The organism is Campylobacter sp. CFSAN093226 (assembly GCF_012897595.1).
Lineage (GTDB): Bacteria > Campylobacterota > Campylobacteria > Campylobacterales > Campylobacteraceae > Campylobacter_D > Campylobacter_D jejuni.
Map to the genome: position 1 here is coordinate 1,567,654 of NZ_CP040608.1, position 24,115 is coordinate 1,591,768.

The window sequence follows — 24,115 nt, forward strand, 5'->3', positions numbered from 1 at the left end:
TATAAAAATTTTTAAGGATAAATTATGATGCCTTTTAGTGATGAAGAGCTTATAAATCCTGTTAAAGCAAGTTTAGAAAAGAGCTTGCCTATGCTTGAACGTGATGGCGGAGGGCTTGAATTTTTAGGAATTAAAAATGGGATCGTTTATGTCCATTTAATAGGAGCTTGTAAAGGCTGTGCATCGAGTGGAACAACGCTAAAATACGGTCTTGAAAGGCAACTTAAGATTGATATTCATCCGGAAATCACTATAATCAATTTAAACGGCGGAGCAGACGAATTTGCAAAATTATAAAAAACTTGGAATTGAACATTTTTACAAGAAAGATTTTAAAACTGCAAAAATGTATTTTTCTATGGCTTATGAAAAACGCAAAAATAAACGCTTGCTAAATTTTATCTGCCTTTGTGATCTTGCTTTAAAATCTCCTAAAGAAGCTTCTTTACTTTTTGATTTTTATATAGAACATTACAAAATCTCTAGCATTGATAAAGACTTAGAAGAAATTTTAAGTACAATTGAATTTAAAAAACAAGAAAACAAACAGGAAAACGAATTTGAAGATGGGCATGCGTTAAATTATCAAGATTTTTTAAAAAGCGAAGAAGAACTTGGCTTTCAAAAAAGTTTTGAAAATATCATTAACAGCACTAAATTAGTTATTGATAATCGTGATGATTTTTTAGATTTTTTGGAAAAATTACTTGATAATGGCTATAAAGATATGACTTTAAATTACATAGAAAATGTTATGCCTCATTTTTGGGCAAATGATAGATTTATCAAACTCCAAGAAAAACTCATGGGATTTAAAAGTGAAATTAAAACTTGAAAATTCATTCATTACAGATAACACCTTAGAGTGTGAAAAAGAATGCTTTTTTTTGCAAACCACACAAAATGCTAAATTTCACGCTCAAGCCTTAGAAAAAGGTGCAAAAATCATTGATGTAAATGAGTGTAAAAAACTTTTAAAAATCGATGAAAAGATTCAAATCATAGGAATCACAGGAACCAATGGCAAAACCACAACCGCAGCAGCGATTTATTCTATCTTATTGGATTTAGGTTATAAGTGTGGGCTTTGTGGGACAAGAGGAGCTTTTATCAACGATGAACAAATCGATGAAAAATCCTTAACCACCTCCCCTATTCTTAAAACCTTAGAATACCTACAAATAGCCACTCAAAAAAAATGTGATTTTTTCATCATGGAAGTAAGCTCACACGCACTCGTTCAAAACCGCATCGAAGGCTTAAATTTTGCTGCTAAAATTTTTACCAATATCACTCAAGATCATTTAGATTTTCACGGTACTTTTGAAAATTATAAAGAAGCAAAAGAACTTTTTTTTACCGATGAGAGTTTAAAATTTATCAACAAAGATGCTTTGGCTATTAAATTTAATGTGCGTAATGCTTTTACTTATGGCATAGAAAATCCTGCTTTATATCAAATCAAAGCTTATTCTTTAGAAGAAGGCATTAGTACTATTGTAACAAATAAAAATCAAACTTTTCACATAGACTCGCCCTTGCTAGGACTTTTTAATCTTTACAATCTTCTAGTTGCTAGTGCTTGTGTGAATGAACTCGTAAAGCCTGATTTAAAAGACTTGGAAAAAGCTATCAGTGGATTTGGCGGGGTTTGTGGCAGGGTAGAACAAGTAGCAAAAGGTGTGATTGTAGATTTTGCTCATACGCCTGATGGCATTGAAAAAGTGCTTGACACTCTTAAAAATAAAAAACTCATCGTTGTTTTTGGAGCAGGTGGAGATAGAGATAAAACCAAACGCCCTTTAATGGGAAAAATCGTCGAACATTTTGCAAAAATTGCTATCATTACAAGTGACAATCCACGCAGCGAAGAACCAAAAACCATCATGGAAGAAATTTTATCAGGCTTTACTAAAAAAGAAAAAGTTTTAATGATAGAAGATAGAAAAGAAGCTATAAAAAAAGCTTTAGAACTAAAAGAAAATGACGATTTAGTCGTTATTTTAGGCAAAGGTGATGAAACTACTCAAGAAATTAAAGGGATAAAATATCCTTTTAGTGATAAAGTAGTTGTTAATGAAATTTTAAAAAATCAAGGATAATCAATGTTTGAAAATATGGATTTTTCTAAAATGGGAGAACTTTTAAATCAAGTTCAAGAAAAAGCAAAAAATATAGAACTAGAACTTGCAAATCGTGAATTTAGTGCCAAAAGCGGAGCAGGACTTGTTAAAGTAAGTGCCAATGGAAAGGGTGAAATTATCGATGTTAGCATTGATGATTCTTTACTTGAAGATAAAGAATCCTTGCAAATTTTACTTATTTCTGCAATTAATGATGTTTTGGCTATGGTTGCACAAAATCGTTCAAGTATGGCGAATGATGTTTTAGGCGGTTTTGGAGGTATGAAATTATGAAAAAAATTTTAATTATTTGCATGCTTTTTACTTTGTCTTTTGGTATAGAAAGACCTAAATTTGAAGATTTTTTAGCAGGTTATGAAAGAAATAAGGCAAGCATGCTCAACTATGAAGGAATGCCAGCTTTTGCACTCAGTGAAAATTTACTTGCTGTGTTAAAACAGCCTAATGCTAAGCTTAACAAATATGTAAAATACGATCCATTTTTAAATTTATATCTTGTAAGAACTGACTTTAGCCTAATCCCTACTCCTATGGGTGATGAAGAAAAACTTACTCGTAATGATTGGGTTGGAATTTGGGATCCTAATAAACCTTATATAGGGCATATTAAGTATTTAGCTCAAAATATTGATGAAAAAGATCAACTTGATTTTAATTCTAAAATAGGACTTTTAGGGACTCCATGCTGTGAAATGATGGGGATTGCTTTAAATAATAGCTCTTTTATAGGCAATCGCTATTTAAAACATTTTATGAAATATAACGATGTTTATTGGGGGGATATTGGCGTTGATTTTGTTGTTCGAGAAAATAAAATTTATGTTAACAATGTAAGAAAAAATCCACAATTTTTAATCAATGATCAAGTTATAAGTGTTGATGGCTTACCCGCCAATGATTTAAGAAAACTCAATGAAAAAATTCTTTTTGCAGATCGCGGAAGCACTCTTTATTTTCAAGTGTTGCGTGATAATATGGATTTAAATATTTCTACTGAAGTTTTTGCAAAAGATTTGAGCAAATTTAACCTTCCTGATTCTAAACCAAAACCAAAAATTACAAATTTCACAAGCAATCTTGGTTTAACGGTTAATGCTAGTCTTGTTGTAACTAAAATAGATCCAAAATCAAAAGTATCAAATGCAGGATTTATGGTAGGAGATAAAATTTTACGCGTTAATAATATTATTTTAAATAATTTTAAAGAATTACAAAATATTTTAAGTGCTGGTAATGACTTTAGCATCTTAATTGAACGCAAAAGTACTAAATTACCTTTATCAAATTTCAACAATGAACTAGGCGGAAATGCCAACTCAGGTGGCGATGGTAAATTTCAATTTTTCATAAGGCTTACTAAGTGAATTTAAAAGAACTTTTTATCCATCACTTAGAAAAAAATCTACCCAAAGTTGAAAGCTTTCATCCTTTTTTCAATGAAGCTTTAGCACTTATGTTAAAAGCAGGAGGAAAGCATTTTCGCGCACAATTGCTTTTAAGCGTAGTGCAAAGCAATAAACCTGAACTTTTAAATCAAGCTTTAGATGTAGCTTTAGCTTTGGAATTTATCCATACTTATTCACTCATACACGATGATTTACCCGCTATGGATAATGCGGACTTTAGACGAGGAATTCCAACCTTACACAAAAGCTACGATGAAACTACAGCCATCTTAGTAGGTGATGCTTTAAATACCGAAGCTTTTTTAGTTCTAAGTCATGCTCATTTAAAAGATGAAATCAAAATCAAACTCATCAAAACCCTTGCCTTTAATGCAGGACTTAATGGAATGGTCATAGGACAAGCTATTGATTGTTTTTTTGAAGACAAAAGACTGAGTTTAAATGAACTTGAGTTTTTGCATACACATAAAACCGCAAGATTGATCGCCGCAGCTTTAAAAATGGGTTGTGAAATTTGCGAACTTAACAACGAAGAAAGCAATCAAATTTACAAACTTGGTTTAAAACTAGGACTGATTTTTCAAATCAATGATGATATTATCGATGTAACTACAAGTCAAGAACAAAGCGGAAAGCCTACCAACAACGATATTCATAAAAATTCTTTTGTCAATTTGCTTGGACTTGAACAAGCCATAAAAACAAAAGAAAATCTTCTTAGTGAATGCGAACAAGACTTAGAAAAACTTAATGAAAAACTCGCACAAATGATACAAAATTTAATAATTCAATACTTATAAAGGCAAAATAATGAACATTCAAATTTTACAAGAACAGGCAAATACTCTAAGATTTTTAAGTGCTGATATGGTGCAAAAAGCAAACTCAGGACACCCAGGTGCACCTTTGGGCTTAGCAGATATTTTAAGTGTTTTAAGTTATCATTTAAAACACAATCCCAAAAATCCAACTTGGCTAAACCGAGATAGACTTGTATTTTCAGGCGGACATGCAAGTGCTTTGCTTTATAGTTTTTTACATTTAAGCGGCTATGACTTAAGCTTAGAAGATCTTAAAAATTTCCGCCAACTTCATTCTAAAACCCCTGGACACCCTGAAATTTCAACTCTTGGAGTAGAAATCGCTACAGGCCCTTTAGGACAAGGCGTTGCCAATGCTGTAGGCTTTGCTATGGCAGCAAAAAAAGCACAAAATTTGCTAGGCAGTGATTTAATCGATCATAAAATTTATTGTCTTTGCGGAGATGGGGATTTACAAGAAGGCATTTCTTATGAAGCTTGTTCTTTAGCAGGACTTCACAAACTTGATAACTTCATACTTATTTATGATAGCAACAATATCTCTATAGAAGGCGATGTAGGTTTAGCCTTTAACGAAAATGTAAAAATGCGTTTTGAAGCACAAGGATTTGAAGTTTTAAGTATAAATGGACACGATTATGAAGAAATCAATAAAGCCTTAGAACAAGCTAAAAAATCCACAAAACCTTGTCTTATCATCGCAAAAACAACTATAGCAAAGGGTGCAGGAGAGCTTGAAGGCAGTCATAAAAGCCATGGCGCACCTTTGGGTGAAGAAGTGATTAAAAAAGCCAAAGAACAAGCAGGCTTTGATCCAAATATCAGTTTTCATATCCCACAAGCAAGCAAAATCCGCTTTGAAAGTGCTGTAGAACTTGGGGATTTAGAAGAAGCAAAATGGAAAGATAAGCTTGAAAAAAGTGCTAAAAAAGAACTTTTAGAAAGGCTATTAAATCCTGATTTTAACAAGATAGCTTATCCTGATTTTAAAGGAAAAGATCTTGCTACAAGAGATAGTAATGGTGAAATTTTAAATGTTTTAGCTAAAAATTTAGAAGGATTTTTAGGTGGAAGTGCAGACTTAGGCCCTTCGAATAAAACAGAACTTCACAGTATGGGAGACTTTGTAGAAGGTAAAAATATCCATTTTGGTATCAGAGAACACGCTATGGCAGCGATTAACAATGCTTTTGCAAGATATGGAATTTTCTTACCATTTTCGGCAACTTTTTTCATCTTTAGCGAGTACTTAAAACCTGCCGCAAGAATAGCAGCTCTAATGAAAATCAAACATTTTTTCATTTTCACACACGATAGCATAGGCGTGGGCGAAGATGGACCAACACACCAACCTATAGAACAACTTAGCACTTTTAGAGCTATGCCAAATTTTTTAACCTTTAGACCTGCTGATGGGGTGGAAAATGTCAAAGCTTGGCAAATAGCCCTAAATGCTGATATTCCGAGTGCTTTTGTGCTTTCACGCCAAAAACTCAAAGCTCTAAATGAACCTGTTTTTGGAGATGTAAAAAACGGAGCGTATTTACTCAAAGAAAGCAAAGAGGCTAAATTTACACTTCTAGCAAGTGGAAGTGAAGTTTGGCTTTGTCTAGAAAGTGCAAACGAACTTGAAAAACAAGGTTTTGCTTGTAATGTTGTTTCCATGCCTTGTTTTGAACTTTTTGAAAAACAAGATAAAGCTTATCAAGAAAGATTGTTAAAAGGTGAAGTTATAGGTGTTGAAGCAGCACATTCTAATGAACTTTATAAATTTTGCCATAAAGTATATGGCATAGAAAGTTTTGGAGAAAGTGGTAAAGACAAAGATGTGTTTGAACGCTTTGGATTTAGCGTTTCAAAGCTTGTAAATTTTATCCTTAGCAAATAAAATGAATACAAATTTCAAATTTCAAAATAATACTCTTTTTATCTTTGGAATTTGGGATAAAACAAGTATTTATAAGTTAAAAATAAAAGATTTTTTAGCTTTGATCCAAAGCAAGGAAGTGATTTTTGATTTTAAAGATCTAAAAGCAATCGATACCGCTGGAGTGAGATTTTTCCTTGCTTTGGAAAATGACCTTAAAAATAAAAATATTAAAATCACCAAAGAAGGCTTAAATTCACGCTTTCAAACCCTTTTTGAACTTTGTGAAAAAAACTACCAAAGACTAGGCAAAACAAAAAAATCACATCAAAATTTCAGTGAATACTTTATCGATCTTGGAAAATTAAGTTTAGAACTTTTAAAAATTTTAAGAAAATTCATCAATTTCACAGGAGCTTTTTTCACAAGTCTTTTTTTATGCCTCAAAAATCCTAAAAATTTTCGCTTTATTGCTTTTTTATATCATATAGAAAATTCTGCTTTTAAAGCCTTACCTATAGTTATTTTAACCGCTCTTTTAGTAGGAGTGGTTTTAGCCTATCAGGCTGCTTACCAACTCGCACAATTTGGAGCCAATATTTTCATAGTGGATTTGATGGGAATTTCAGCCACTAGAGAACTTGCACCTTTAATCGCTGCCATAGTGATCGCAGGAAGAAGTGCAAGCTCTTATACCGCACAAATTGGGGTGATGAAAATTACTGATGAAATTGCAGCTATGAATACTATGGGTTTTCGTTCTTTTGAATTTATTGTTATTCCACGTGTCATGGCTTTGGTAGTAGCTATGCCTTTAATCGTTGCCATTAGCGATGCAATCAGTATTATAGGTGGAATGATGGTTGCAAAATTAAATCTTGATATTTCTTTTGCCGAATTTTTAAGACGCTTTAGAGAAGCTGTAGATATAAAACATATCTTTATAGGACTTGCAAAAGCACCTATTTTTGGATTTTTGATAGGACTTATTGCTTGTTTTCGTGGTTTTGAGGTAAAAAACACTACACAAAGTATAGGAATTTATACAACAAAAAGCGTTGTAAATGCTATTTTTTGGGTGATAGCTTTTGATGCTTTATTCTCTGTTATTTTAACTTCTACAGGAATTTAAATGGTTATTAAAGCACAAAATATCATTACAAAATTTGGAGAAAAAATTGTCCATGATGGCGTAAGTTTTGAAATCAAAAAAAACGAAATTTTTGGTATTTTAGGAGGTAGTGGAAGTGGAAAATCCGTCCTTTTAAAACAAATGCTTATGCTTGAACATTTTGATGATGGAGAATATGAAATTTTAGGCTATAAACTTAAAAATATCAACGAAGAAGATGCACTTGCTTTGCGTAAAAAATGGGGTGTGGTTTTTCAGTTTGCTGCACTTTTTAGCTTTTTTAATGTTTATGAAAATATCGCTATTCCTTTAAAAGAATACACTCATTTAGATGAAAATAGCATACAAGAACTGGTTTTAATGAAGCTAAAAATGGTAGGCTTAAACGAAAGTGTTTTAAAACAATTTCCAAGCGAACTTAGTGGCGGTATGCAAAAAAGAGTGGCAATTGCTAGAGCTTTAGCACTTGATAGTAAATTGCTTTTTTTAGATGAACCTACTTCAGGACTTGACCCTCATAGTAGTCGTGAATTTGACGATTTGGTTTTAGAGTTAAAAAAAAGTTTTGATCTAAATATCATTTTGGTTACACATGATAAAGAAAGTATGAAAAATTTACTCGATCGTTTTATCATTTTAGAAAATAAAAAAGTTGGATTTTGCGGCACTTATGAAGAATTACGCTTGCAAAATGAACGACTTTTTAAAAGATTTATGGAGTAAAAGTGGAAAATAGAGCAAATTATTTTTTTGTAGGACTTTTTGTTTTTGGAGTATTTTTTGCAAGCCTTGGTTTCATACTTTGGCTTGGTGGATACTCTAAAGAAGAAAGTTTTAAGTATTATGAAATTCACACACAAGAATCCGTTGCAGGACTTGGCATAAAAGCACCCGTAAGGCTTTTGGGCGTGGAAGTAGGTAGCGTAGAAGAAATCAGCATTTACAATCAAGATGAACTCGGCGTTAACATACGCATCAAGGTCAAAAACAATACCCCTATAAAAGAAGATACTTTTGCTACTTTGCAACTTCAAGGTATCACAGGACTTAAATTTATCCAACTTCAAGGCGGAAGTAAAAATAGTAAAGATCTAGTATCTATGCAGGGAAAACTTCCAGTCATTCCTTTTAAAGAAAGTTTTTTAGCGACCATAGACAGACAAAGTGAACATATTTTTTCTTTGGTTAAAACGGCCGATGATAAATCAAAAGAACTTTTAAGCGAAAAAAATCTTAAAAATCTAGAAATCCTTTTGCAAAATCTAGCAGAATTAAGTGCAAATTTAAACGCTAATTCTAAAAATTTAAGTCTTAATCTTTCAAACGCAAGTTTAAAAATAGGAAAAATGGCTGATAATATAAGCCTTAGTGCGCAAAATTTCAACTCCAGTCTTAAAAACATAAAAGAAAGCACAATGATTTTAAAAAATTTCATAAAAAAAGCTGATGAAAAATTAAACACTTATGATGATATTAAAGCATCTTTGATGCAAAATTTAGAACTTTTTAAACGGGTTTTAATTGAAAGCAATATTCTAATAGAAAATTTACAAAACAGCCCTGCTGATTTGATTTTTAAAGAAACTAAACCTAAACTTGGACCAGGAGAAAAATAATGCTAAAGCAATTATTCTGTATTTTGACTTTTATTTTTATGTTATGCGGATGCTCTTTAAGACACGAAACCATCAATAAAAATGAAAATATCATATTAAAAGACGAAGGAATAGACTCAAATATTTTTTTTAAAAAAACTGGTAAAATTCTTAAAATTCGCAATGCAAATGCACCTTTGTATTTAAACTCAAGAGCTATTGTTTATATAGATAATGGTTTTAGCAACAAATACGCACATTATTTCTGGGGAGATTTACCAAGCAATCTTTATTCTTTTTTAATTTTATCAAAATTTGAACAAAGCAATATTTTTACAACCTTACTTTCTTCAACAAGCTCTTTAAGTGCGGATTATTCTCTTGAAAGCAGGATTAACTCTTTTGAGCAAATTCTTAATAACAATGAAAACTACGCTCAAATTTCTATAAGCGTAAATTTCATAAATCTTGAAAACAATCAAATAATAGCTCATAAAATTTTCAATACCAAAGAAAAAATAGAAAAAAAAGATATCCGCTCTACCTATAATGCTTTTCAAAAAGCCTTGAATAAAATTGGCAATGAGATTGTTTTTTGGGTAAATTCTAACTTATCCTAATTTAGGAACACTTTTTGCTTTTTAAATATTTAGCAATATTTTTGAAAGGTAAACAATGAAAAGTGATTTAGATATATTTAAAAAACACTTAGGTGAAATTCAGGGCGTGAATGAATTTAAAGCAAATCAAATTTGCTCTCAAATCAATGATGCAAATGATTTTATAGGAGCACTTCAAGTGCTTGATATGTCTTTAAAAAAAATAGAAAAAAGCATTCTAGAAAGAATAGATGAAAATTCAGATGATATGCAAAAAAGAACTCTTGATGCCACAGCGTCACAACTTATACAAAACTGCTCTTTCATGGGAACAGCTCTTTTTGGAAATATTTTCAATGTTTATGTTGGTAAAAAACTTTTTGAATTTGAAATTGCTAATCCACTTTTAATTCTTCAAACAAGTAATTACGAAGGTGTATTGGCCTATATACAAGATAAAAGAGATGAAATAAAAATCATTCTATCAGAATTATCAACCGCAATTACCATGGGCGAAACTATGGATAATGCTGGAATTTATAACTCTACAATGGATTTTAAAAATTTATTTAAATAAGAATAGTAATCGTTTGTTCTCTTTAAGCAAATATAATATATTTTAGCTTAAAGAGATTTTCCAAACTCTAAAAGAGAGTTAGGCTACGAATAAAAAGGGGGAGGGAAATAGCCTAACCCAAACGAGATCTTAAAAGATCTCTTTAAACTAAAATAAATATTTAGATAATTTAACAATTTTTATTAAATTATCTAAACCATATTTATGTTTTAGTTTAATACGATGTGACATTTTATTCTAAAAACACTTAATCTGCTATAAAATATCATTTAGTAACTTAACTTATTAAAGAATATTACTACAATATTATTAAAAAATTTTAAATTTTTAGGATTTTAAGAAAAAAATATTATTTTTATAATTTAATATCATATCATAGAAAGAATTTCAGCACGCCCATTAATCACGGCAACACAATGTTCATAATGAGCCGCATTCAGCCCATCAATACTTCCAGCATCCCATTTTCCATTATAATGCTTTGGTGTTCCATCTTTTTGGCATATCATAGGCTCTATGCAAAACACCATTCCATTTTTAATTTTAGGGCCACTTTTTGCACTCGCACCTTTTTCTAAATAGTTTAAAATTTCAGGCTCTCCATGGGGCTTTCGTCCTATACCATGCCCGCAATATCCACGAAGCGGGACAAAACCTCTTACATGGATAAATTCGCCTAAAGCAGCTGAAAGTTCCTTAAAACGCATTCCATCACGAATAATATCTATAGCATGATATAACGCGTCTTTAGCACAAGAGATTAAAGCTTTATCAGCGGGTGAAACTTCTCCTATAGCAATAGTTCTTGCTGCATCCCCATAATACCCATCAATCAAACTTCCCACATCAAGACCTAAAATATCACCCTCTTTGATAATTTTATCATCTGGAATTCCATGGATACAAACTTGATTTAAAGATGTGCAAATGGCACCTGGAAAACCATAAAGTCCCTTAAATGATGGCTTGGCGCCAAGGCTTAAAATATAATCTTCTGCCATTTTATCGATTTGTTTTAAGCTCATTCCTATTTTAATTTCATTCTCTAAAAAATTTAAAGTTTTTGCTACAATTTGATTTGCTATTCTTAATTTTTCTATTTCATCTGGTTTTTTCAATTCTATCATTTTATTTCCTTAATAAATTTAGCCAAATTTTAGCAGTATTTTTTAAAGATTCAACATCGCTTGAAGCATAAAAATGTAATTTTGCTTTATGATTTTTCAAATCTATATTTTCTCTTTCTTTAAGAAATTCAACTATAGCATCTCCTGAATGAATTAATTTTGTTTTATCACCAAAATACTTACTTAAAGAACGTCCTAGTAAAGGGAAATGAGTGCAAGCGAGTATCAAAGCATCTGGAGTTGTGATATTTTTAAAATAATATTCCATAGCACTTTGCAAAAAATCTCCTTCAAAAATACCTTCTTCAACCATAGGCACAAAAAGCCCTGTAGCTAAAGCATTTATATTTGTATATCCTTGAGATAACAAACGCTTTTGATATTCTTCTGATTTAATGGTTGCTTTTGTCGCAATGACTAAAATTTCTTTATTTTTATCATGCAAAGCTTTTATCGTTGCTTCAACCCCTGCATCAATTACGCCATATACTGGAAAATGTGCTTTTGCTCTTAAAGCATCTAAAGCATAAGCACTAGCAGTATTACATGCAATGATAAGCATATCAATTTGAAATTGTTCAAAAAAATCCAATGCTTCAAGACAGAACTTTATAATAGTATCTTTATCTTTCACTCCATAAGGAACTCTTGCGGTATCTCCATAATAGATAATTTCATCAAAAAGCCTAGCTTCATAGAGAGATTTTAAAACACTAAGCCCTCCTACTCCGCTATCAAATACACCTATTTTCACTTTAATACCTTCTTGCTCCTATATAACGAGCCTTCCAATAAGAACTATTTAGCTCGACTTCTTTTACTCCATCTTTAGTAGATAAATGTATAAATTTTCCCTTGCTCATATAAATACCAACATGCATACCATTTGGCCCTCTACCTGTCTTAAAAAATACCAAATCTCCTGTTTGCAATTTTGATTTAGAAACTTTTCTTCCAGAACCTAATTGAGTTTTTGTAGTGCGAGGTATGCGTATATTAAGCTGAGCTAATGCGCTCTGTGTAAATCCTGAACAATCAGCACCTTTTTTACTAGTTCCACCTAAAACATAAGGGGTTTTTTTCCATTCATTTGCAATAACCTTGAGCCTTGCTTCTTTATTTGTGTTGTAACTAGGACGATAGTTTAGATTCTGATAAAAACTACATCCACTTATAAAAAATATAATCGTGATGATGAAAAAAATATGCCTCATCAATCCCCTTAAGATCGAGTAGTAAAGAATTTAAGATAAATAAAACCCCAAATCCCAGAACAAAATGAGGCTATGAGAATAGCTAAGTTATCTGCATAATTAAAAATATCACTAACTTCATACGCCAATCCATCAATAAACAAACTCATTGTAAAACCAATTCCTGTAAGTATGCAAACCCCATAAAGTTGTTTCAAATTTGAACCTTGGGGCAAAGCTGCAAATTTAAAGCGGATTGCCAAATAAGAAAATAAAAATACACCCACTTGTTTACCCACAAAAAGCCCTAAGAAAATACCTATACTTACACCTGAAAAAATTGCTCCTATATCGATATTGGATAAATTTACTCCAGCGTTAGCAAAAGCAAATAAAGGTAAAATAATAAAAGCAATCCAAAATTTTAAGCTTTCATAAATTTCTTCTAAAAATGCTTCCCCATTTTTAGTTTGCATCGGTATAAAAAATGCTGTTACAATTCCAGCTAAAGTTGCATGTACTCCACTTTTTAAAACACTAATCCAAAGAATAACTGAGCAAATAAAATAAAAAGACTTTCTTGTTATCCCTAAAAGATTTAAAATAAGCATTACCAAAATAGCAAGTCCTGCAATTACAAAAGCAGCTATTGATAATTTTGTCGTATAAAAAATAGCTATAATTAAAATAGCACCCACATCATCAAAAATAGCCAAAGAAAGTAAGAAAATTTTTAAACTTGATGGAATGTGCTTGCCGCACATCATTAAAATCGCTAAGGCAAACGCTGTATCTGTAGCTGTAGGTATTGCCCAACCTTTTAAAGTATAAGCATCTCCTATATTCACCAAAGCAAACAACATTGCTGGTATAAGTATACCCCCTAACGCAGCCATAAAAGGCAAAACAATATTTTTAGGATTTTTAAAATCTCCGTGCAAAAATTCCTTCTTAAGCTCAAGCCCTATAGCAAAGAAAAATATAGATATAAGCCCATCATTTATCCAAAGTAAAAAAGGCTTGTTAAGCTCAAATTCACCTACACTAAATCCGACTTTTAAATTTAGAAATTCTCGATAATGTTCGCTAAAAGACCCGTTTTGCACAAGCAAAGCAAGCAAAGTGCAAACTATAAGTAAAACGCCGCCAAAAGCCTCATTTAAAACTAAAGTTTTTAATTTATGTACTATATTATTCATTTAACAATCTTAAGATAAATAAAACCAACAATGGCACTTAAAAAACTAGCTACTAAAATAGCAAGTTTATCCGCATATTCAAAAATATCACTATTTTTATAAGCCAAACCATCAATAAACAAGCTCATCGTAAAACCGATGCCTGTTAAAATACATATACCATAAAATTTTCCATATTTAATATTTTCAGGTAATTTTGCAAGTTTAAGTTTGATAGCAATAAAACAAAAAGTGAAAACACCTAATTGTTTTCCTAAAAATAGTCCTAAAATAATCCCAAGACTTACAGGAGAAAATACTGAACCAAGATGCATATCTCTAATATCAATTCCAGCATTGGCAAAAGCAAATAAAGGTAAAATAAAATAAACTACCCAAGGATTTAAATCCTTAAGAACTTCATGTAAATAAGGTTTTTTATTTTTTGTATCAAGAGGTATAAACAAAGAAATGATCACACCAGCCAAAGTTGCATGCACTCCACTTTTAAGCATAGCTATCCACAACACAACACCTACCAACACGTACAAAGAAAGATGGGTGATGTGATAATAATTTAACAAAAGCAGAGCAAATATACAAAACAAACAAATAATAATTGCTAAAGCTGAAAGCTGATCTGTATAAAACAAAGCAATAATAACAATAGCACCCAAATCATCAAAAATAGCTAAAGAGAGTAAAAAAAGTTTTAAACTTGTAGGAATTTTATTTCCCAAAAGCATTAAAATACCCACTGCAAAAGCTATATCAGTTGCTGTAGGTATTGCCCAACCTTTCATAGCAAAATCATGAGAATAATTAATAGCAATAAAAATTAAAGCCGGAGTAATCATACCCCCTAAAGCTCCAAATATAGGTAAAGATACAGCTCTTATATTTTTAAGTTGCCCACGTAAAATTTCATATTTTAACTCAAGCCCTATACATAGAAAAAATATAGCTATCAAACCATCATTTATCCATAAATCCAACGATTTTGAAATTTGAAAATGATCAAATCCTACTGTAAAATTAGCATGAAAAAAATCTGTATAAATAACACTTAAAGAAGAATTTTTACATAATAAAGCTAAAAATGTAAAAAATATAAGCAAAATACCAGGGAAAGTTTCACTTAAAACCATCTTCTTTATCATTTGCATCCTTGCTCCTAAGTAAATATTTGTAAAAATTTAATACGATAAATAAAATGGTAAAATTATAACGAAAAAATACTAAAGAAATAATTATTTAAAAAAACAAGCCCAAGATACCAAAAAGTTCTTAAGCTTGTTCTTAAGATATTTAAGCGTAAATATCCAAACCACTAGAGCTAGAAGCTTGTGGAGCGGAGGCTTGAGAGACACCTTCCATACCTTCGATGAGTTCATTCATCAATGCCTCGTTTGTGTCCATAGATTTTTTCAAAACTGAAGTATTAACAGCAGTCATTAAATTAACATTACCCATAGAAACATCTGAAACCATACATCCTCCTTTTAGATTGAGTCTTAAGACTTTATTTAAATTCGGATGATATTTTTAAAACTTAATATTTTTTACTAAACTTTTTAAAATTTTTCAAGGGAACCAATATCTGAAATTAAAAATCATAAATTTTTTAAGATAAAATCCTATTTTAAAAATTTTTACACTATGAAACAATAAGCAAAATATAAATGATTGATGCTTTTAAAAGCGAATTAAATGGATAAAAATTTATTTCAATAAATTTAAGTTTTATCTTGTTTTATACAATTTTTAATATAATCTAAAATTATAATTTTAAATGAGAAATCAGGAGCTTGCTAATGTTACTTAACACGCCTTGCAGGGGGATAATAGATACAAATTTTGAAAGCAAAAGAATTAGCATAACTTCAACTTTAAAATTTCAAGAAAAAAAGAAAAAGTAGAAGCTAAGGCTGAGAAAGAAGAAGCAAATAAAGACAATAGCAATTCTACAAACACAAATACCAATAAAAAAGATAAACTTTTGGATATATCTGCTTAGTCTAAAATATACTATAGCTATATCTCCTTAAAGAATACGCAATAAATGATTTTTTGATTTTTATTAAGCTTTTAAAACATCGAAAAAAGGAAAAATTAAAAAACACAAAAACAATATCCCAAAGTCCATAGCTTAGAAGAAGACCTTGCGATACTTAAAAACAACCCATATTAAATCACAAAAATAAAATATATTTAAATATTTATTAAAATACATTTTATAATTTAATAAAAAAATATTATCAACATAAAAGCTTATTTTTTAGTTCTATTTAAGATTTTTAGTATTATACTAGCCATTATTTATTTTGATAATAAATATTATTTTTATCAAAAATCAAGGATAATGATAATGAAAATTTTTAAAATTATATTTTTAATTATAAGTATTTTTTTATCAAGCTCAGCTTTTGCTAGGGTAGATGATTATATTAATGAAGCAAATCTTATCAAAGATATGCTAAAACAAAGCATAGAAACTTATAAAAAGGGCGATAATCTAGGCGCCAAAAAGCTTAGCGAAGATGCGTATTTTCAACATTTTGAAAATATGGAAGGCTCAATAGGAAGAAACATAGGAAGAAAAGCTATCACTATGGAGCGTAAATTTGTAAATTTGCGTCGCATGTATAAAGATGAAGCTCCTTTGACACAAATTAATGCTTTAATTGATAGTCTTTATTATGATCTTGATGAAGTAGCTCCGATTTTACAAAATGGATATCGTTTAAAAGCAGAAGCAAGCGATATAAACTATGATAAGGCTAAAGCTGAAAAATCAAGCCTAGAAGCCAATGCCAAACGCGAAGCTGATGCAGAAGCTTTAATCGCACAAATGATGGGTGTAGATAAAAAAGATTTAGCACAAAGCTCTTTAACCACCCAAGCTCCTATACCTATAAATAATGATACAAGCAAACTTACAGATGATAATGCAAGCACTGATTTACAAGCTGCCGCTGCAATGGACGTAAGATTGCAATTTATACTAGATAATATCTCTACCAAATTTTCACAGGCAGCTAATGCTTTTAAAGAAAAAAACTACCAAACTAGTAAAGATTTTTTAAATGATGCCTTATTTAGTGATTATCGCAATACCAAAGTAGAAATTTTAGTAAATAAATTTACCAAAGCAGGAAACGATCAAAAAATTCAACAAGCCATACGCACCCTTATACGCCAAATCAACGATGCAAAAATAGATGAAAAAGGCTTAAGAGATGGCTTAGATAACATAGAAGAACAAATTTTTGATGTTTTCTTACAAATTCCAAATTCAGAACTTTCAAGTTTGCAAATTTCAGGCTTTAATGATGAAACAAAAGGCAAAGATTATGCCAAAGTTTCTAATGATATCAAACTTGCTTTAGATGAAATTTTAAAAAATTATGATGGGTTTAGTGCTTCTATAGTAGATGATTTACAAGGAATTTATCTAGATATTTTTGAAGCAAGCGGTATGGAAAATAAAATCGGTGCTGTAGATAGCGGCTTAAAACTTAAAATAGAAAGTTTATTTTCCAAAAGCGTAGCTCTTATCAAAGCAAGTACAGATAAAAAAGAGCTTGAAGCTACTTTTAATGACTTAGAACAACTCATAGCCAGCAGCGTGGATAAAATTCAAGATTCTACTCCTTATTCGCTGTTTATATGGGCTTTAGGTATTATTTTGCGTGAAGGCTTGGAAGCTTTGATTATCGTTGTAGCCATTGTTTCTTATCTTGTGCAAAGTGGCAACAAAAATCGTTTAAATATCGCCTATAGTGCTCTTTTTACAGGAGTAATTTTAAGTTTTGTTACCGCTTTTGGAGTTTCTTGGCTATTTAAAGAAAATGCAGGACAAAGTAGAGAGCTTATAGAGGGTATTACCATGCTTATAGCCGTATTACTACTCTTTTATGTGGGCTTTTGGCTACTTTCAAACGCACAAAATAAAAAATGGACAAGCTTTATCAAACAAGGTGCTATAGATGCTATATCAAACAATAGTGCAAAAACCCTTTGGATTACCGTATTTTTAGCTGTTTATAGAGAAGGTGCAGAAACTGTGCTTTTTTATCAAGCCTTGCTTTTTGATGCTAAAACAAGCACTGATTTTGGTGCTGTTTTTGGCGGACTTGGACTTGGAATTTTAATACTTATTGTTTTATATTTTCTTTTAAAAGCAGGAGCCATTCGCATACCTGTAAAACAATTTTTCTATATCACTTCTTACATTATTTTTTACATGGTTTTTGTTTTTACAGGCAAAGGCATAGCCGAACTCATAGAAGGAAAAGTCATCATTCCTAGTCTTATACCTATGAATTTTGAACCGATTTTATGGCTTGGAATTTATCCTTACTATGAAACTTTAATCCCTCAATTTATAGTTTTAATTATGCTAATTATTGGCATTTTAATAACAAAACAAATTTCAAAAAAAGGAGTAAAATCATGATAAAAAAAGTTTTATCAGTAGTTGCTGCAGCTGCGGTTATTAGTACAAATTTATTTGCAGGCGAAGTGCCGATCGGCGATCCAAAAGAACTTAATGGCATGGAAATAGCCGCTGTTTATTTACAACCTATTGAAATGGAGCCAAGAGGTATTGATTTAGCTGCATCTTTAGCAGATATTCACCTAGAAGCTGACATTCACGCACTTAAAAACAATCCAAATGGTTTTCCAGAAGGTTTTTGGATGCCTTATTTAACTATAGCTTATGAACTTAAAAATACCGACACAGGTGCAATTAAACGTGGAACTTTGATGCCTATGGTGGCTGATGATGGTCCTCACTATGGTGCAAATATTGCTATGGAAAAAGATAAAAAAGGTGGCTTTGGCGTAGGAAATTATGAACTTACTTTTTATATCTCAAATCCAGAAAAACAAGGTTTTGGACGCCATGTTGATGAAGAAACAGGTGTGGGTAAGTGGTTTGAACCTTTTAAAGTAGATTATAAATTCAAATACACAGGCACGCCAAAATAATTTTACGCTCGGATTTTCCGAGTGTTTGAATATTTTTATTTTTATTTGAAAAATTAAAATAACAATGTTTAAAGAGTAAATTATGAGTATATATTTTGTGCATTTTCTTATCAGTGTTTTACCGCTAAGTATTTTAATGGCCTTTATCACTCCTAATAAAAAATATATTTTTAAAAGTTTTTTCGTAGTTTTTTTGGGCTTTTTATTTGGATATTTTGCTTTTTTTATCGCAGCACAATTTTTAAAAACCGAAAATTTAATCTTTAATTTTGATTTTGTTTTTATAGGTTTATTGCTAGTAAGCTTTATATTTTATTTTTGGAAAAAAATTGAAATTTTAAATTTTATTTTATTGGGAATTTTAAGTTTTTGCACCGCTTTGCATTATTATTTTTTAAGTCAAGATTTCCCTATTTTTACTAGCTCTTTAATCGATAGCGAAGGTATAAGTTCTTTAGGTTTTATTGCTTTAGCCTTGCTTGTTTGTATTTTGATTTTCTTCTTTTTAAAATGGCAAAAAAATTTTAATCAAAAAACAAGCTTTATGCTGTTTTTACTGCTTATCCTTATAGAAAGCGATAAAGCTCTAGCCAATATCTTGCTTACTTTAATGCGAAATTCCATCATAGAAACTCATGCTTTTTTGGTGAGTTTTGTAGGAAAAAGTAATTATTTTGGTGTTTTTGGAATTTATGTTTATTTAATTTTCATCACTTTTTTAGCATTCTTAAGCTTAAAAATTCGCAAAAAAAATATAAGCAAAAAACAAATTTTAGATATAAATTATCGCAAAAACGAAGCTAAAACAAGTCTTATTAATCGCTATTTTTCCAGTGTTTTTATCTCCTGTGTTGTAAGTTTTTGCATTGTTTTATACTTTTTTATGGTAAGCTCTAAGCCTTTAACCATAGATGAGCCTAAAGAAATTTTACCCGATAAGAATGGCAAATTTATCTTTGATATAGCTCTTTTAAGGGACAACAAACTCCACCGCTTTGCTTATATCAGTGCTGAAGGCAAAGTGATAAGGTTTTTTCTTATCAACAAAAGAGAAGATAAGGATTCTCCTGTAGCTGTTTTTGATGCTTGTATGATTTGTGGAGATATGGGCTATATCAAAAAAGATGGACAACTCATTTGCATTTCTTGCAATGTGCGTATTTTCTTGCCAAGTGTAGGTAAAAGCGGGGGTTGCAATCCTATCCCACTCAAATACGAATACGATGGTAACAAAATCACCATAGATGTTAAAGATGTAATAGCAGGATCTAATTATTTTAGTCAAATCAAAGAAATTGAAGTGCAAGATCCTGTATCAAAAACAAAGGTTATAAACACCCAAGCTCCTTTTTCTTATAGCTATAAAGGGGTTACTTATTATTTTTCAAATCAAAACAACTATGAAGAATTTAAAAAAGATCCTACAAAATATGTAGAAGAAAACGAAGCCCAATTTTTAATCCAAAGGAGAAATGATGTTGGCTAAAATGATTTTTAACTCTATATTTAAAAACAAAATTCAAAAATTTTTAGCCTTTCTTACTTGTTTTTTAGCCACGCTTTTGCTCTCTACTATGCTAAATATTACCCTAAGTATAGGTGATGAAGTAACTAAACAACTCAAAAGCTATGGCTCTAATATCCTTGTTTTACCCAAAGGCTCAAGCCTTAGTATAGAAATAGGTAATGAACTTTATGAACCCTTAAAAAACAAAAACTACCTAGAAGAAAAAAATTTATATATGATTAAAGACATTTATTGGCGTAACAACATCACCGCACTTGCTCCTTTTTTGGAAGGTAAAATCACAATTGAAAACTCCCAGCAAAAAGCACTTATTTATGGTGCTTATTTTCAAAAAGCCATAAAAATTAAAGATGATGATGATTTTATCACAGGTATAAAAAGTCTTTATCCTTATTTAGCAGTGCAAGGAGAATGGGCAAAAGATGATAGCAATGAAATCATGCTAGGCGAAGACTTTGCTAAAAACAATAAACTAAAATTAGGAGATACTATCAAACTCATAGGAGAAAACAATCAAAGCAAAGAAGCAAAAATCGTAGGCATTTTACTTCATGCCAATCCTAAAATGTCAAATAAAATCATCGCTCCTTTAAATTTAGCTCAAGATTTACTCAACAAACAAGGGCTTTACTCAAGTACAGAAGTAAGAGCTTTTACCATACCTGAATCAGCCCTTTCTGAAAAAGTACGTCGCATGGGCGAAGAAAAATTAGATCAGTTAGAATATGACAAATGGTATTGCTCAGCTTATGTAGGCTCAATCGCTAGTCAAATTAGCGATGGCTTGCCAGGTGCTGATGCAAAAGCTCTAAATGCTATAAGCGATGCTCAAAGCTTGGTGGTTAAAAAGATCCAATCCTTAATGGGCATTACTTGCATTATTTGTCTTATTGTTGCAAGTATTGCGATTTCAAGTCTAATGAGTTCTGAAATTCATCGTAGAAAAAAAGAAATAGGACTTTTAAAAGTACTTGGTGCTAATACTTTTCAAATTTATCTCATCTTTGCTAGTGAAAATTTAATCGTAGCTTTATTTGCTGCTTTACTTGGATTTATTTTTGGCACAGCACTTTCTCAAATCATCAGTCTTAGTATTTTTGGATATTTTATTGATATAGCCTTTGTAGCTTTACCTTTAAGCTTTATTTTTGCAGGACTTATTGCCTTACTTGGTTGCTTACTTCCTATCAAAAATATCACACAACTTTCAGCTGCAGGAGTGCTTTATGGTAGATAAGTTTTTCCTCAATGAGCTTTTTAAAAGCATTAGCTTTTCTTATCAAAGACTTTTTATTATAGTTTTAAGTGTTTTTATAGGAGCACTTACTTGCTCAGCTTTTTTAAATATTTATTTTGATATCGACATCAAACTTTCTAAAGAATTAAAAGCTTATGGAGCAAATGTAATGATAAGTCCCAAGCAGGATGAAAATTTTATCTCCAATACTGAGTATGAAAAAATAAAAGAAAATTTAAAGGCTAGAGCTTTAACTCCTTTTTTGTATGATTTTTTAAATTTAGGCAGTACAAGCGGGGTGGTTTTAGGCACTGATTTTAGGGCTTTAAAAATCACTAAACCTTTTTTAGAAGTTAAAGAAGGAAGCTTTTCTCTAAATGATTTTGATGAAAATTCAGCCTTTTTAGGAGTTAATTTAGCCAAGCAACTAGGCCTAAAAGCAGGCAATGAACTTCAAATTTATAATCCAAACAACGGAAAAAGCATAAAACTTACCATAAAAGGCATACTTTCAAGCAATGATGAATTTGATAGCATTGTTTTAGCCCCTTTAAGCGTGGTGCAAAATTTAAGCGATAGAGCCGGTATTAACTATGCTAATGCTGTAGTTTATGGAAATTTTGATGAAGTTAAAGCCAAAACACAAGCAATCAGCAATGAATTCATCGATGCAAAACCTATATCTTCAGTATCCTTAAGTGAAGGTTTAGTGCTTGGAAAAATCAAAGCTTTAATGTTTTTAATCATACTTGTGGTATTGATCATAGTTACTACTAGCGTTAATACAACTTTAAGTTCTATTATATTTTCTCGCAAAAAAGAAATCGCACTGCGTTTAGCCTTGGGTGCGAAAAAAAGTGAAATTTTTAAACTTTTTGCTAGTGAATGCTTTATAGTAAGTTTTTTTGCTAGTTTAATCGGAGCTTTTTGTGGGATATTTTTAGCCAATGTCTTTGGTTATTTAATTTTTAATTCTAGTATTGATTTTAGATTTATAGCTGTTTTTATAGCCTTAATCATTTCTTTGATTTTTGCCTTTTTGGCTGCATTTTTTCCTATAAAAAGAGCATTAAAAATCAATGTGTGTGAAAATTTGAAAGGTGAATGATGAAAAAAGAACTTATTAAAATAAACAATTTAAATAAAGAATTTGGCAAAGTTAAAGCCTTAAACAATATCAACTTAAGCGTCTATGAAGGAGAATGGCTTGCCATCATGGGTCCATCAGGAAGTGGAAAATCAACACTTTTAAACATACTATCGCTCATGGATACTCCAAGCTCTGGAGAGTATATCTTGGATAATGAAAACCTAGAGCAAATGGATGAAGAGCAAAAAATCACCTTGCGTCGTGAAAAAATAGGGCTTGTCTTTCAACAATTTCATCTTATCCCCTATCTTAACGCCTTAGAAAATGTTATGCTCTCTCAGTATTATCACTCAAGTGTAGATGAAGAAGATGCCAAAATGGTTCTTGAAAAAGTAGGACTTTCGCATAGACTCACTCATTTACCTAGCCAATTAAGTGGCGGAGAACAACAAAGAGTTTGTATAGCAAGAGCTTTAATCAACAACCCAGAGCTTTTACTCGCAGATGAACCCACAGGAAATTTAGATGAAGCCAATGAACAAATCGTTCTTCAAACCTTGCAAAAATTAAAAAATGAAGGTAAAACCATAGTTTTAATCACACACAATCCTGATTTAGCCAAATTCGCAGATCGAACCCTTATCTTACAACATGGGGTGTTAAAATGAAAAAAAGCCTTTTAATCTTAAGCATTTTGTTTTTACTCAATGCTTGTTCTTTTGAAAATTCAAAAGATACTGGAAAAGTTGGAGAAAAAAGCGCTGAAATTTCAGCTAAAGATACTTTAGGAAAAGCTGTAAAACTTGCTGATGATAATACAAGTTTAAAAGTCTTAGTCTTTTTTCAAAATGGCTGCCCTTCTTGCTTAAAAGAACTCCCTTCTTTAGATGAATTCATACAAAATCACCCCAATAAAATCAGTGTTTATGCTATAAATTCCATCGATAATGCCAATGTGGTTAAGGTTTTAGCCGAACAATTTGACTTTAAAAATGTAAAAGTTTTAAAAGACGATCTTAAAATCACCAATGATCGTTACGCTGTGTTTGCAACCCCTACTACCATCATCATTAAAGATGGGATGATAAAAGATAGAATTTTAGGAGAAAAACCATGGGAATTTTTCGAATCCAAGCTTATTTCTTTGCTTTAATCATAGCTTTATTTTTTGTAGCTTGTGATAGTGGAGAAAATTTTAAAGCTTTAAATAGCGATAAAACCTATAATTTTGCCTACAATGGTTTTGAAAAAAGCCTAAAACTAAATGATAAAGCACAAAATTTTGCCTTAGTATTTTTCACAAAAGATTGCGGAGTTTGCAAAGAACAAATTCCTATTTTACAGAATTTGGCTAAAAATTATGATTTTAATATCTTTGTGGTTTTAGGCGATGCAAACGATGCAAACGATGCAAACGATGCAAAAGCTTGGGCTGATGAAAAAGGTTTATCTAATTTAGCAATGTTTTATGAAAAAAGAGCAGCTAAATACCTTTCAAGTGCCATTGGGGAAATATATGGAGTACCTGTGCTTAGTTTTTTCAAAGAAGGAAAAATGGATGAAAAATTCATAGGCTTAACTCCTTATAGCATACTTGAAAAAGAAATCAAAAAAGTAAAAAGCTAA

Annotated in this window: 26 protein-coding genes and 1 pseudogene; 21 read left to right on the top strand and 6 right to left on the bottom strand. The window is 31.0% G+C overall.

Annotated elements, in window-relative coordinates; translation table 11 throughout:
* Positions 1 to 24: 24 nt before the first annotated feature.
* Genes FBF02_RS07995 through FBF02_RS08050 form a run of 12 tightly spaced genes read left to right on the top strand, consistent with a single transcriptional unit; the run spans position 25 to position 10,141 of the window.
* Complete coding sequence (locus FBF02_RS07995; RefSeq protein ID WP_002858971.1) at positions 25 to 297, top strand: NifU family protein; 273 nt, start codon at positions 25 to 27, stop codon at positions 295 to 297.
* On the top strand, positions 284 to 835 hold the full coding sequence (locus FBF02_RS08000; protein ID WP_002851410.1) for a hypothetical protein: 552 nt from the start codon (positions 284 to 286) through the stop codon (positions 833 to 835). The genes FBF02_RS07995 and FBF02_RS08000 overlap by 14 nt, the downstream gene beginning before the upstream one ends.
* The gene (locus tag FBF02_RS08005) at positions 819 to 2,102 is read left to right on the top strand and encodes a UDP-N-acetylmuramoyl-L-alanyl-D-glutamate--2,6-diaminopimelate ligase (RefSeq protein WP_002865460.1); all 1,284 of its coding nucleotides are present in this window, start codon (positions 819 to 821) and stop codon (positions 2,100 to 2,102) included. Before FBF02_RS08000 ends, FBF02_RS08005 begins: the two co-directional genes overlap by 17 nt.
* A 3-nt stretch (positions 2,103 to 2,105) precedes the next feature.
* A complete protein-coding gene (locus tag FBF02_RS08010; RefSeq protein ID WP_002851172.1) occupies positions 2,106 to 2,417 on the top strand; it encodes a YbaB/EbfC family nucleoid-associated protein in 312 nt (103 codons plus the stop codon).
* Positions 2,414 to 3,508, top strand: a complete 1,095-nt coding sequence (locus FBF02_RS08015) for a PDZ domain-containing protein (protein ID WP_002851505.1) — start codon at positions 2,414 to 2,416, stop codon at positions 3,506 to 3,508. The genes FBF02_RS08010 and FBF02_RS08015 overlap by 4 nt, the downstream gene beginning before the upstream one ends.
* Entirely contained in the window at positions 3,505 to 4,350 is an 846-nt protein-coding gene (locus tag FBF02_RS08020) for a polyprenyl synthetase family protein (RefSeq protein WP_002851379.1), read from the top strand. Before FBF02_RS08015 ends, FBF02_RS08020 begins: the two co-directional genes overlap by 4 nt.
* A gap of 10 nt (positions 4,351 to 4,360) precedes the next feature.
* Positions 4,361 to 6,259: a transketolase gene (gene tkt / locus FBF02_RS08025; RefSeq protein WP_002858130.1), complete on the top strand. Its 1,899-nt coding sequence runs from the start codon at positions 4,361 to 4,363 to the stop codon at positions 6,257 to 6,259.
* A gap of 1 nt (position 6,260) precedes the next feature.
* The gene (locus tag FBF02_RS08030) at positions 6,261 to 7,370 is read left to right on the top strand and encodes an MlaE family lipid ABC transporter permease subunit (RefSeq protein WP_002851140.1); all 1,110 of its coding nucleotides are present in this window, start codon (positions 6,261 to 6,263) and stop codon (positions 7,368 to 7,370) included.
* Positions 7,371 to 8,093, top strand: coding sequence for an ABC transporter ATP-binding protein (locus FBF02_RS08035; RefSeq protein WP_002851414.1), 723 nt, complete (start codon positions 7,371 to 7,373; stop codon positions 8,091 to 8,093). It abuts the gene before it with no gap.
* Between the two features lie 2 nt (positions 8,094 to 8,095).
* Positions 8,096 to 8,986, top strand: a complete 891-nt coding sequence (locus FBF02_RS08040) for an MlaD family protein (RefSeq protein ID WP_002851168.1) — start codon at positions 8,096 to 8,098, stop codon at positions 8,984 to 8,986.
* Positions 8,986 to 9,585 carry an ABC-type transport auxiliary lipoprotein family protein gene (locus tag FBF02_RS08045; RefSeq protein ID WP_002851511.1) on the top strand — a complete coding sequence of 200 codons (600 nt, stop codon included), beginning with the start codon at positions 8,986 to 8,988 and terminating at the stop codon, positions 9,583 to 9,585. The genes FBF02_RS08040 and FBF02_RS08045 overlap by 1 nt, the downstream gene beginning before the upstream one ends.
* A gap of 55 nt (positions 9,586 to 9,640) precedes the next feature.
* The gene (locus FBF02_RS08050) at positions 9,641 to 10,141 is read left to right on the top strand and encodes a flagellar FLiS export co-chaperone (RefSeq protein ID WP_002851413.1); all 501 of its coding nucleotides are present in this window, start codon (positions 9,641 to 9,643) and stop codon (positions 10,139 to 10,141) included.
* A gap of 368 nt (positions 10,142 to 10,509) precedes the next feature.
* Here FBF02_RS08050 and map read toward each other — a convergent pair whose 3' ends face one another.
* From map to FBF02_RS08080, 6 genes are all read right to left on the bottom strand, one after another.
* The gene (map, locus tag FBF02_RS08055; protein ID WP_002858416.1) at positions 10,510 to 11,268 is read right to left on the bottom strand and encodes a type I methionyl aminopeptidase; all 759 of its coding nucleotides are present in this window, start codon (positions 11,266 to 11,268) and stop codon (positions 10,510 to 10,512) included.
* A gap of 1 nt (position 11,269) precedes the next feature.
* Positions 11,270 to 12,022: a glutamate racemase gene (gene murI / locus FBF02_RS08060; protein WP_002851499.1), complete on the bottom strand. Its 753-nt coding sequence runs from the start codon at positions 12,020 to 12,022 to the stop codon at positions 11,270 to 11,272.
* Position 12,023: 1 nt separating this feature from the next.
* Positions 12,024 to 12,482, bottom strand: a complete 459-nt coding sequence (locus FBF02_RS08065; RefSeq protein WP_002851417.1) for a C40 family peptidase — start codon at positions 12,480 to 12,482, stop codon at positions 12,024 to 12,026.
* A gap of 8 nt (positions 12,483 to 12,490) precedes the next feature.
* Positions 12,491 to 13,660 carry a Na+/H+ antiporter NhaA gene (gene nhaA, locus FBF02_RS08070; protein ID WP_002851220.1) on the bottom strand — a complete coding sequence of 390 codons (1,170 nt, stop codon included), beginning with the start codon at positions 13,658 to 13,660 and terminating at the stop codon, positions 12,491 to 12,493.
* Positions 13,657 to 14,805 carry a Na+/H+ antiporter NhaA gene (nhaA, locus tag FBF02_RS08075; protein ID WP_002799206.1) on the bottom strand — a complete coding sequence of 383 codons (1,149 nt, stop codon included), beginning with the start codon at positions 14,803 to 14,805 and terminating at the stop codon, positions 13,657 to 13,659. The genes nhaA (FBF02_RS08070) and nhaA (FBF02_RS08075) overlap by 4 nt, the downstream gene beginning before the upstream one ends.
* Positions 14,806 to 14,947: 142 nt before the next feature.
* On the bottom strand, positions 14,948 to 15,130 hold the full coding sequence (locus FBF02_RS08080) for a YjfB family protein (RefSeq protein ID WP_002787583.1): 183 nt from the start codon (positions 15,128 to 15,130) through the stop codon (positions 14,948 to 14,950).
* Between the two features lie 323 nt (positions 15,131 to 15,453).
* Here FBF02_RS08080 and FBF02_RS09175 point away from each other — a divergent pair.
* The 9 genes and pseudogenes from FBF02_RS09175 (at position 15,454) to traF (ending at position 24,115) form a co-directional block, all read left to right on the top strand.
* Positions 15,454 to 15,656: pseudogene (locus FBF02_RS09175) on the top strand (hypothetical protein).
* A 351-nt stretch (positions 15,657 to 16,007) separates the two neighbouring features.
* Positions 16,008 to 18,098 carry an FTR1 family protein gene (locus tag FBF02_RS08090; protein ID WP_002857880.1) on the top strand — a complete coding sequence of 697 codons (2,091 nt, stop codon included), beginning with the start codon at positions 16,008 to 16,010 and terminating at the stop codon, positions 18,096 to 18,098.
* Positions 18,095 to 18,634, top strand: coding sequence for an iron transporter (locus tag FBF02_RS08095; RefSeq protein WP_002778842.1), 540 nt, complete (start codon positions 18,095 to 18,097; stop codon positions 18,632 to 18,634). The genes FBF02_RS08090 and FBF02_RS08095 overlap by 4 nt, the downstream gene beginning before the upstream one ends.
* A gap of 82 nt (positions 18,635 to 18,716) precedes the next feature.
* Complete coding sequence (locus tag FBF02_RS08100; protein ID WP_002857894.1) at positions 18,717 to 20,120, top strand: Fe-S-containing protein; 1,404 nt, start codon at positions 18,717 to 18,719, stop codon at positions 20,118 to 20,120.
* Positions 20,107 to 21,399, top strand: coding sequence for an ABC transporter permease (locus FBF02_RS08105; RefSeq protein ID WP_072213559.1), 1,293 nt, complete (start codon positions 20,107 to 20,109; stop codon positions 21,397 to 21,399). Before FBF02_RS08100 ends, FBF02_RS08105 begins: the two co-directional genes overlap by 14 nt.
* The gene (locus FBF02_RS08110; protein ID WP_002851556.1) at positions 21,389 to 22,507 is read left to right on the top strand and encodes an FtsX-like permease family protein; all 1,119 of its coding nucleotides are present in this window, start codon (positions 21,389 to 21,391) and stop codon (positions 22,505 to 22,507) included. The genes FBF02_RS08105 and FBF02_RS08110 overlap by 11 nt, the downstream gene beginning before the upstream one ends.
* Entirely contained in the window at positions 22,504 to 23,157 is a 654-nt protein-coding gene (locus FBF02_RS08115; protein WP_002860103.1) for an ABC transporter ATP-binding protein, read from the top strand. Before FBF02_RS08110 ends, FBF02_RS08115 begins: the two co-directional genes overlap by 4 nt.
* On the top strand, positions 23,154 to 23,642 hold the full coding sequence (locus tag FBF02_RS08120; RefSeq protein ID WP_002851267.1) for a TlpA disulfide reductase family protein: 489 nt from the start codon (positions 23,154 to 23,156) through the stop codon (positions 23,640 to 23,642). The genes FBF02_RS08115 and FBF02_RS08120 overlap by 4 nt, the downstream gene beginning before the upstream one ends.
* Complete coding sequence (gene traF, locus FBF02_RS08125; protein ID WP_002892058.1) at positions 23,603 to 24,115, top strand: conjugal transfer protein TraF; 513 nt, start codon at positions 23,603 to 23,605, stop codon at positions 24,113 to 24,115. Before FBF02_RS08120 ends, traF begins: the two co-directional genes overlap by 40 nt.

What these genes read in the sequence shown, in the direction of transcription:
- FBF02_RS08015 (WP_002851505.1), top strand. Translation starts at nt 2,414, where the DNA reads ATGAAAAAAATTTTAATTATTTGCATGCTTTTTACTTTGTCTTTTGGT.
- FBF02_RS08050 (WP_002851413.1), top strand. Translation starts at nt 9,641, where the DNA reads ATGAAAAGTGATTTAGATATATTTAAAAAACACTTAGGTGAAATTCAG.
- nhaA (WP_002851220.1), bottom strand. Translation starts at nt 13,660, where the DNA reads ATGAATAATATAGTACATAAATTAAAAACTTTAGTTTTAAATGAGGCT.
- tkt (WP_002858130.1), top strand. Translation starts at nt 4,361, where the DNA reads ATGAACATTCAAATTTTACAAGAACAGGCAAATACTCTAAGATTTTTA.
- FBF02_RS08095 (WP_002778842.1), top strand. Translation starts at nt 18,095, where the DNA reads ATGATAAAAAAAGTTTTATCAGTAGTTGCTGCAGCTGCGGTTATTAGT.
- FBF02_RS08045 (WP_002851511.1), top strand. Translation starts at nt 8,986, where the DNA reads ATGCTAAAGCAATTATTCTGTATTTTGACTTTTATTTTTATGTTATGC.
- map (WP_002858416.1), bottom strand. Translation starts at nt 11,268, where the DNA reads ATGATAGAATTGAAAAAACCAGATGAAATAGAAAAATTAAGAATAGCA.
- nhaA (WP_002799206.1), bottom strand. Translation starts at nt 14,805, where the DNA reads ATGCAAATGATAAAGAAGATGGTTTTAAGTGAAACTTTCCCTGGTATT.
- FBF02_RS08100 (WP_002857894.1), top strand. Translation starts at nt 18,717, where the DNA reads ATGAGTATATATTTTGTGCATTTTCTTATCAGTGTTTTACCGCTAAGT.
- FBF02_RS08110 (WP_002851556.1), top strand. Translation starts at nt 21,389, where the DNA reads ATGGTAGATAAGTTTTTCCTCAATGAGCTTTTTAAAAGCATTAGCTTT.
- FBF02_RS08080 (WP_002787583.1), bottom strand. Translation starts at nt 15,130, where the DNA reads ATGGTTTCAGATGTTTCTATGGGTAATGTTAATTTAATGACTGCTGTT.
- FBF02_RS08115 (WP_002860103.1), top strand. Translation starts at nt 22,504, where the DNA reads ATGATGAAAAAAGAACTTATTAAAATAAACAATTTAAATAAAGAATTT.
- FBF02_RS07995 (WP_002858971.1), top strand. Translation starts at nt 25, where the DNA reads ATGATGCCTTTTAGTGATGAAGAGCTTATAAATCCTGTTAAAGCAAGT.
- FBF02_RS08105 (WP_072213559.1), top strand. Translation starts at nt 20,107, where the DNA reads ATGATGTTGGCTAAAATGATTTTTAACTCTATATTTAAAAACAAAATT.
- FBF02_RS08010 (WP_002851172.1), top strand. Translation starts at nt 2,106, where the DNA reads ATGTTTGAAAATATGGATTTTTCTAAAATGGGAGAACTTTTAAATCAA.
- FBF02_RS08120 (WP_002851267.1), top strand. Translation starts at nt 23,154, where the DNA reads ATGAAAAAAAGCCTTTTAATCTTAAGCATTTTGTTTTTACTCAATGCT.
- traF (WP_002892058.1), top strand. Translation starts at nt 23,603, where the DNA reads ATGGGAATTTTTCGAATCCAAGCTTATTTCTTTGCTTTAATCATAGCT.
- FBF02_RS08065 (WP_002851417.1), bottom strand. Translation starts at nt 12,482, where the DNA reads ATGAGGCATATTTTTTTCATCATCACGATTATATTTTTTATAAGTGGA.
- FBF02_RS08030 (WP_002851140.1), top strand. Translation starts at nt 6,261, where the DNA reads ATGAATACAAATTTCAAATTTCAAAATAATACTCTTTTTATCTTTGGA.
- FBF02_RS08090 (WP_002857880.1), top strand. Translation starts at nt 16,008, where the DNA reads ATGAAAATTTTTAAAATTATATTTTTAATTATAAGTATTTTTTTATCA.
- FBF02_RS08035 (WP_002851414.1), top strand. Translation starts at nt 7,371, where the DNA reads ATGGTTATTAAAGCACAAAATATCATTACAAAATTTGGAGAAAAAATT.